Genomic DNA, 8,685 nt, shown 5'->3' on the forward strand with positions numbered 1-8,685 from the left:
GCGGACTTTTTTTGAACATCTTCGCGCTTTAATGCAGTATCTTCCATTCGATGACTGGGATCATTTGATGCGGTTTATGCTGAAAGGACTCAACGGCACAATTCCTGACTCCGGGTAGGGTTTTAAAATGAGAATTGCTGGCCTAATGTGGAGGACTTCGTCATTAAGACTTACGATGACATCGCAAAACTGGACGTTCCAGACGATATTACCGGCCACCCTGCATGGGAAGAAACGGCCAAATGCCTGACTATCCTCCGCGAGGAAGCGGGTGGCAAGTATCCGATTTGCGCGTACTTAACCGCCTCGACAACACTACCGTCACTGCTGATGGGCATGGATAAATGGCTGGAGCTGCTTCTGACGGGGCCCGATGATGTGCGTGATGAACTGGTTCGAAAATGTTCCGACTTTTTTCAAAAGGAAATTGCCGCTTACCGTGCTGCCGGTGCCAATGTTTTGATTTATTCATCACCGTTCGGTTCGCCTTATTTTGTGGACATGAAACGTTTCCACAATTTCTCTATGCCCTGGATGAAACGTGATATGGAACCAGGCGGCACCGCTGATGTTATCTATTATTGCGGCATGGCTCCTTTTAACAAGGTTATTGAAGACGTTATCCAAAATCTTGGCATTACAACTCATTACATCAGCCCCCAAGCCGATCTTGCCGAAGCCAAAAGCATCATAGGCACCAGAGGTTTAACCTGCGGCGTTATTGACGATATCAAGATGATCCACTGGACAGCAGAAGAGACCCGTGCTGAAGTCAAACGGCTTTGTGAAATCGGTAAACCGGACGCTCATTTCTTATTGGGTAACGGCGTAATGCCGTTAGAAGTACCCGAAAAAAATATTGCCGCGATGATAAACGCCGCCTTTGAATACGGAAGCTACTTATGAAATCCAAGATGCCGCCCGTAGTAGAGGAAAATAAACCCATGGTGCTGGTCGGCTGTGGGATTTTGAGCAAGGAGGTCACTTACCTCATCAATCAAAACGACTGGAATATAGAAACGCAGTTTCTTCATTCAGCGCTTCATAATTATTTCGATAAACTTGCTTCCGAACTGAATTCGGCCTTAACCGATGATGAAAATTCTAACCGGGAAACTATCGTTTTCTACGGTGCCTGTCATCCCAAAATGGACTGTTTTCTGGAGGAACATCATACCCTGCGCACACAAGGCCAAAACTGTATCGTCATGCTGCTGGGCTATGAGCTGTTTATGCAGGAATTGTCCAAAGGCGCTTATTTTTTGGTCGAAGAGTGGGCCAATACCTGGGAACCTATGATTACCGAGGTCTTCGGGAAAAATCCCAGCGTGGTTAGGGAAATCTTTCACAGCAGCCACAAATACATACTGGCTCTACGCACACCCTGTTCGGAAGATTTCTCGGCCACCGCCGCATTAGCCGCTCAATTTGTTGACTTGCCTCTGGTCTGGATGGATGTCGATCTGGAACATCTGCAGCAGGTTCTTGACGACGCCATCACTCAAAAACAACATGAGCCCAGGTGAAAACGACACTAACCCGGCAATGGAGGTGGACCATCTCCGTGCGCGCATGGTCAAGCTCGCCAATGAAAAAGCCTATTTGGAACTTGTTGTCCGCCTGATCGAAAGCATCGATCCCCTCCCCGGCATAAAAGGCATGCTGGCTTCTTTGATGAACAGCATCATGGAAATTGTGGGAGGCACTGATACCGTCATCTATTATTGGATTGATGACGAGTTGAATTATTTTAACTTTTTCGGCAATCACGAAATTCTTAAAACAGTAGATGACCCCCTAGTCAGACAAGTGATTGATCATCACCAACTGGTTGAGGAAGAAACCGATAAAACCAATTTACTCGTCAATGGTTTTCAGTTACAGCACGCCTGTAACTGGGCCTTCCCGCTGCTGGAAAGCAATAATCTGATCGGCGTGATAAAGCTTGAGAACATTCATTTCAATAGCGAGCCTTTACGCAAATATCTCCCTATTTTTTTTAATCATGCGGCCCTGATACTCAGCAACGAAATCCGCAATTACAGCCGCCAGAAAGCCGAAGAAGCGTTAAGACAAAAAACCCGGGAGTTGGACAGTTACTTTAACAATGCAATGGATTTATTCTGCATTGCCAATATTGAGGGTTACTTTGTCAAGTTAAATCCCGCTTGGGAGCATACGCTGGGCTACCCGATTGCCGATCTTCAGGGCCAATCTTTTATGAATTTAGTCCATCCTGATGATAAGGAAATCACTTTAGGTGCGTTATCGACACTCGCAAACGGGCAAGTGGTTTCCCGATTTATCAACCGGTTTCGGCACAAAAACGGCACTTATCGCTGGATAGAATGGCATTCTCAACCGCAAGGCGCACTTATCTATGCGGCTGCCCACGATATTACGGAGCAACGACGCCTGGAAACTGATCTGCGCCAAAGCGAGCACAAGCTAATGGAGGTGCTAGAGAACGTCAGTGCCTGCATCTATCTTAAAGACACTCAAGGCTGCTATCTCTTCGCGAACCGTATGGTGCGAGAACTATGGCGCGTCAATCCGGAAGATATTATCGGCTACAGCGATGATAAATTTTTCGACACCGAATCCAAGGCGATCATCCTTCAGAATGACCAGCGCGTGCTGGTCAATGGCGAGACTATCCGGTGCGAAGAAACCGGAACGGTAACCACCACGGGACAAACGATGACCTACTGGTCAGTTAAACTGCCGCTAAGAAAAGAAGACGGCACTATTTATGCCTTATGCGGCATTTCTACGGATATTACCGAACGCATCCAAACTGAGTCGGCCTTGCGCGAAGCCAAAGAACTTGCCGAACAGGCCGCTAAGTCCAAATCGGAATTTCTTGCCAACATGTCGCATGAAATCCGGACACCAATGAACGGCATCATCGGACTGACGCAATTAGCGTTAAATCAGCCGTCTACGCAGGAAGTTAGAAATTATCTGAATAAAGCCTTGTTATCGTCGCAAAACCTGCTCGGCATTCTGAATGATATCCTGGACTTTTCGAAGATTGAAGCCGACCGTATGGAAATAGAAAAGGCGCCATTTGATCTTGACACGCTCATGGATAATTTACGCAACTTGTTCGAAATCCGTGCACATGCTAAAAAGCTGGATTTTGCTATAGCGGTACAGGCGGGCATTCCTCGTAATTTGACAGGCGATGCACTGCGGCTGCAACAGATTCTTGCCAATCTGTTAAGCAATGCCATCAAATTTACCGAACACGGCGGGGTTTTTTTGACCGTGTCGTTAAAGCATCGCTCGGGTACCAAAGTACTTCTAAGTTTTACGGTAAAAGATACCGGCATCGGCATCACTCAATCCGACAAGGATAAACTTTTCCAACCGTTCAGCCAGGTCGACGGCTCGATTACCCGGCGCTTTGGCGGAACCGGGTTAGGTCTGGCCATCAGTCATAAACTTTTAGCGATGATGGACGGGCATTTTTTTGTCGATAGCCAACCCGACTCAGGCACGAGCTTCTTGTTTGATTTACCGTTGGTAATAACAGATAAAGACAAGCCCCGTTTAACACGTCATCGAAATAACCTTCATGCCGGCTCATTAAGCAACGAATTGTCGAACCTGGGACATTCGATTCGCGGCAAACGGATCCTGCTTGTAGAAGACAACGAGGTCAATCAACAAGTGGTAAAGGAATTCTTGAAGCTTTCCGGCATATTGGTTGACGTGGCCAACAACGGAAAAGAGGCGTTAGAAAAAATTGGGCAGCAAAACTTTGACGCCGTTCTCATGGATATTCAAATGCCGGTCATGGGCGGGATTGAGGCAACCCGCGAATTACGAAAACATCAACATCTTGCTGAATTACCCATAATTGCCCTATCAGCAGGCGTAACAATGAGTGAAAGAGAAAACTGCCTGGCACAAGGCATGAATGACTTCATCTCCAAACCCATCAATCCGGAAGATCTGATTTCCACCTTGGTACTCTGGATCAATCCGGAAAAAGAACGTCTCGCTAAAATGGCTGAGCCCGTCATGGATACTTCATGGATAGCTTTTTGCGCCGCCTTTCCAGAATTTGATCTGACCCACCTGATTCAGATGGTAGGCGGTAGCCGGATCGCTTTAATCAATCTGTTCTCGTTATTTCATCAACAAGCACTCATTGATGCCCGGCAACTTATCACTGATATAGAGGAAGGAGCCTTGGATAAAGCTGAAAAACAGGCACATAAACTAAAAGGTGCAGCGGGAAATATGGGCGCAAAAAATCTGTATCGCATCACCGAAGCGCTGGACAATCAACTCAAAAATAATGAGCATCATCCGGATACCGTCAATGCTTGGCGAGCCATATTTGAAAAGACGCTATTAGACATTACGCAAATGCTTCATCAATACCCCGCGGCGACTTTTCATTCCGGACAGCATGATGTAAATGAAACGGAGCCTGGACTTGATGAGCTTGATAAACTCCTGACGGAAAACAGTTTCATTAATGACGCATTGCTCGACAGTATCCGCCAAAGCCTGCCTGTTGATTGGCTAGATGAATTTGAAGCCATGGTTCTGCATATTCATAATTTCAATTACACCCATGCGCATACTCATTTGCTGAATATCAAAAACAAATGTCATTTGTCAGCGTAGGTTCCGATTAGCTGTAGCCATCCCAACCAAGCCGAACAAGGTCTTTGTAAAAATTACTGCAGCTCTAAACTTGCCAGCCTTTTGGTTGTTAGCCATAATCTAATATTAGAATTTAATAATCCTATATCACCTTGACGACTAAATTCACCCTACTCATCGTTGACGATATGCCGCTTAATATCCAGGTATTGGCGAGACTTTTGAGTGATGATTACCTCATTAAAGTTGCAAACAACGGATTTACAGCACTGGAAATCGCCAAACAAACACCGCCGGATTTAATCCTGCTTGATGTCGTGATGCCTGAACTGGACGGTTATGAAGTCTGCAAAAAGCTGAAGGAAGACCCCATCTGCCGTGATATTCCTGTTATTTTTATAACCGGTATCAACGATGAAGAATCAGAAAGTCAAGGACTGCAACTGGGCGCGCTGGATTTCATCAGTAAACCTTTCAATCCGGACATCATCAAGCTACGCATCAAGAATCAGCTGGCTTTAAAACAGCTGCAAGAGAAAATGAGCAATTTTTTTTCTTTGGGCTTGGACTTATTTTGTATTCTGGATGCCGATGGACGTTTCCAAAGAGTAAACACCGCTTGGTATAAAGTCTTAGGCTACAAACCATCAGAAATAGAAGGCGCCACGATTTGGGATTTTGTTCATCCCGATGACAAAAATGAGACGGTTGCAGTTGTCAAAAATCTTTTTCTGGGAAAGGAGATAACCGGCTTCGTAAACCGTTATAGAAATAAAGCCGGAAACTATTGCTGGCTGGAGTGGCAGGCTTCTCCATCGCATGGGGAAATTTATGCTTCAGCGCGCGATATTACCGAAAAACTGGCCACCGAAAACAGTATGCGTTTAAGTAAACGCGTGTTTGAAAATACGCGCGAAGGCATCGTCATAACTGATCATAAAGCCAACATCATCGAAGTAAACGAAGGCTTTGGAAGAATTACCGGCTATAGCCGCGAAGAAGTGCTGGGCCAGAATCCGCGTATTTTGCAATCAGGCATTCAAAAGTCAGACTATTTCAAAGCAATGTGGGCAAGCCTCATTACCGAGGGTTTCTGGAGAGGCGAAATATGGAATCGCAAAAAAAGCGGTGAAATTTACGCTGAATTGCTGACCATCTCATCAGTACGTAACGATAAAAACCAATTAATTAATTTTGTTGGTATTTTTTCCGACATCACATCGCTCAAAAAATATGAAGAGCAACTACAGAAAATTGCCTACTATGATGCGCTGACCGGTATTCCTAACCGCGTCCTGTTAAGCGACCGAATGCAACAGGCTTTATTACAAATCAAAAGAGAACCCACTTTAATGGCGGTATGCTATCTTGATCTGGACGGGTTCAAACCGATCAACGATACCCTCGGGCATTCAGCAGGAGATTTTGTTTTAATTGAAATCGCCAAGCGTATCAGTCACATCATCCGCGAATCCGACACCGTAGCAAGGTTAGGCGGCGACGAATTTATCATCTTGTTACCCCGATTGCATGATCTGCACGAATGTGAAAAAACCTTGCAACGCATACTCAACTCGATTGCCGAAACGATCAGGATTCAAGATCAGACGTGTCAGGTGACAGCCAGTATAGGCGTCGCGGTTGATCAATCCGGCACCGTAGAGGCCGATTTACTATTGCGGCAAGCCGATCAGGCCATGTACAACGCAAAACAGTCCGGCAAAAATAAAATCCATTTTTTCAACGCAACACATCATTGACACAGGTGTTTCCCTTGCGGAAGCGGATTGTATTCCACCTAGGATATGGCCACAAATAACTTCCTGAAATTCCGATTGTGCCAAATCACTCGATTATTCACCCTTCTTTTTTAAAAAGAAGATTGCATTGATGCTGCAGATAGGACACCGCTTGGAACAACTGCAGAGAGACTGAGAGATATTTTTTAATAATCCCTCCGAATCCCCCTTTTTTCAAAGGGGGAGGTTATTTTTAACCAGATCCTTACTTGATCAACAAGTCCCGCATCATGCCCAGATCTTCGTGTTCGAGATTATGGCAGTGATACATAAACAGACCGGTATAGTCATTGAAAGGTTTTAGTACCGTTACTTTTTCACCCGGCATGACCAAAACGGTATCTTTCCATCCGCCTCTGACCAGTCCAGCCGAAACGGAGGCATACGTATCGCTGGAATTGGCGTTGACCTGACGCTTGATGATCTGAAACTGCTCACCGTGCAGATGCATGGGATGCGGCATCGCCATTCCGTTCATGCCGCCAAAGCCGTTATCAAATTCAATCACTTGCAAGGTGTTAACAGGAATGATCTCATCCGCTTTGACATCGTTCATTTTATAAGAACGGCCATTCAAAAACGCTGACATATGGCGCATGGAAAGCCTGATGGATCTAGGCTTATCAGCATTGGCCGCATCGTTTATCTTGAGCTTTGATAGCGGCGTCAATTTTTCCGGTAATTTTGATTTGCCTTTTCCGGCTTTAATCACCTTGACACTGAACAGATTATATTCGCCGCCCAAAGGCAACGAGGAACCGGACATCATGCCCATCATTCCGCCTCCCATCATGCCTCGTCGACCACCGCCCATCATACCGCCACCGCCCATCATGCCCATGCCGCCATGCATTGACGATTCGAAGGGGAGACTTTTAAGCGTCACTTCCGTTCCCACTTCGCGCGAACCGAAATCAACCCACAATTCCACACGTTCGCCCGGTGCCAGCATGACATACGGATAAACTTGCGGCTTTTCCAATAATCCGCCATCGACACCAATGACCGTGAGTTTAGCGCCATCACTCCAGCCTAACTTGTAAATTCGGGAATTTGAACCATTCAGCAATCTCAGCCGGTACGCCTGTCCGGAAACCGGCAAAACAAAATCAGGCTGACCGTTGACAAGAATCCGCTCGCCAAGAAAACCTTGCATACGCTGCATCATATGATCGCTGTATTCCAGTTGATTCTCCTTGTCGAAACTGCGGTCCTGGATGACCAAAGGCACTTCAAACTCACCGACCGGTAAATCAAGCGCTTCTTCAGCATCATCCTGAACGATAAACAATCCCGCCAAGCCGGAATACACCTGTTTGGCCGTGAGATTGTGAGTATGGGCATGATACCAATACATTCCAGCCCGATTGAGCAGCTCGAACTCATAAATATAAGTTTCCCCGGTACCAATCGCAAACATGGGATTGCCGTCCATAATGGCGGGGACATGCAAACCATGCCAATGAAGAATGGAATGAGCCGGTAAATTGTTGTTTAAAAAGATTCTGACTTTCTGACCTTTACGCAAACGAAGCGTAGGTGCCAGATAAGTATCAGGAGAATTTTGCACGGCTTCCATCGGGCCTTTTAAAACTTTACCCAGAACTTTCCAAACGCGCGTTTTTTGTCCATCCAGCAATTGAACGTGTGCGACCTCTTGAGTTAACTCAATTTCGACATCAGGAATAAAATTTGCGGAAGGCTGATTGACGGCTTTAAATTTTCCAGTCGCTTGGGCCCAAGTAGGATAAGTTGCCGCTCCAACAGCGGTTATTGCGGCGTATTTCAACCATTGACGGCGTTGTTGATTGATTGGCGATTTCATTGGGGATTACCTCATGCGGGTGTGCTAATGATTTAGTATATTAGCTATTTCTAATTATTAAAAGTATTAAACTAAAGTTTCCCAATAATCTCAAAAAAGGACTGTGCTTGGGCTTGGGCTGAAGGAATTATCGATAGGGTCTGCGTAAACGGTGGCAAACCTATTTAATAAAGCACAGTTCGCGTTAAGCAGGGACGTCTTCCCGGCAGGGATTGCCGGGATCCAGAGCACAAGGACGTGCTACAGCCTTTGCCATCCAGATAACTAGGGTCAGATACGAATGGCACTTACTTAAGCCATAAGCCCATGAAAATATTGTAAAAGTGATTGGTATGGCGTTATGCTTCAATTCGCCAAAACCTCAACCAACACCAGGGACCAATCACGTGCATCATCATACCCTCAATACCGTCCGTACCCAACAACGCCTGATCCGGT

At 45.9% G+C, this 8,685-nt stretch carries 5 protein-coding genes; 4 read left to right on the forward strand and 1 reads right to left on the reverse strand.

Translation table 11 applies throughout. The features are described 5' to 3' along the window. Positions 1 to 147 precede the first annotated feature (147 nt). The 4 genes from Q7V32_RS18010 (at position 148) to Q7V32_RS18025 (ending at position 6,383) form a co-directional block, all read left to right on the forward strand. Positions 148 to 906, forward strand: coding sequence for a uroporphyrinogen decarboxylase family protein (locus Q7V32_RS18010; RefSeq protein WP_304898367.1), 759 nt, complete (start codon positions 148 to 150; stop codon positions 904 to 906). Beyond that, positions 903 to 1,526, forward strand: a complete 624-nt coding sequence (locus tag Q7V32_RS18015) for a DUF1638 domain-containing protein (RefSeq protein WP_304898368.1) — start codon at positions 903 to 905, stop codon at positions 1,524 to 1,526. The genes Q7V32_RS18010 and Q7V32_RS18015 overlap by 4 nt, the downstream gene beginning before the upstream one ends. Next, on the forward strand, positions 1,513 to 4,644 hold the full coding sequence (locus tag Q7V32_RS18020; protein ID WP_304898369.1) for a PAS domain-containing hybrid sensor histidine kinase/response regulator: 3,132 nt from the start codon (positions 1,513 to 1,515) through the stop codon (positions 4,642 to 4,644). The genes Q7V32_RS18015 and Q7V32_RS18020 overlap by 14 nt, the downstream gene beginning before the upstream one ends. Positions 4,645 to 4,775: 131 nt before the next feature. Continuing rightward, entirely contained in the window at positions 4,776 to 6,383 is a 1,608-nt protein-coding gene (locus tag Q7V32_RS18025; RefSeq protein ID WP_304898370.1) for a diguanylate cyclase domain-containing protein, read from the forward strand. A gap of 244 nt (positions 6,384 to 6,627) precedes the next feature. On the opposite strand, the gene Q7V32_RS18030 is transcribed toward Q7V32_RS18025, so the two are convergent. Further along, positions 6,628 to 8,247, reverse strand: coding sequence for a multicopper oxidase family protein (locus Q7V32_RS18030; protein ID WP_304898371.1), 1,620 nt, complete (start codon positions 8,245 to 8,247; stop codon positions 6,628 to 6,630). Positions 8,248 to 8,685 lie beyond the last annotated feature (438 nt).

Source organism: Methylicorpusculum sp. (assembly GCF_030651835.1).
Classification (GTDB): domain Bacteria; phylum Pseudomonadota; class Gammaproteobacteria; order Methylococcales; family Methylomonadaceae; genus Methylicorpusculum.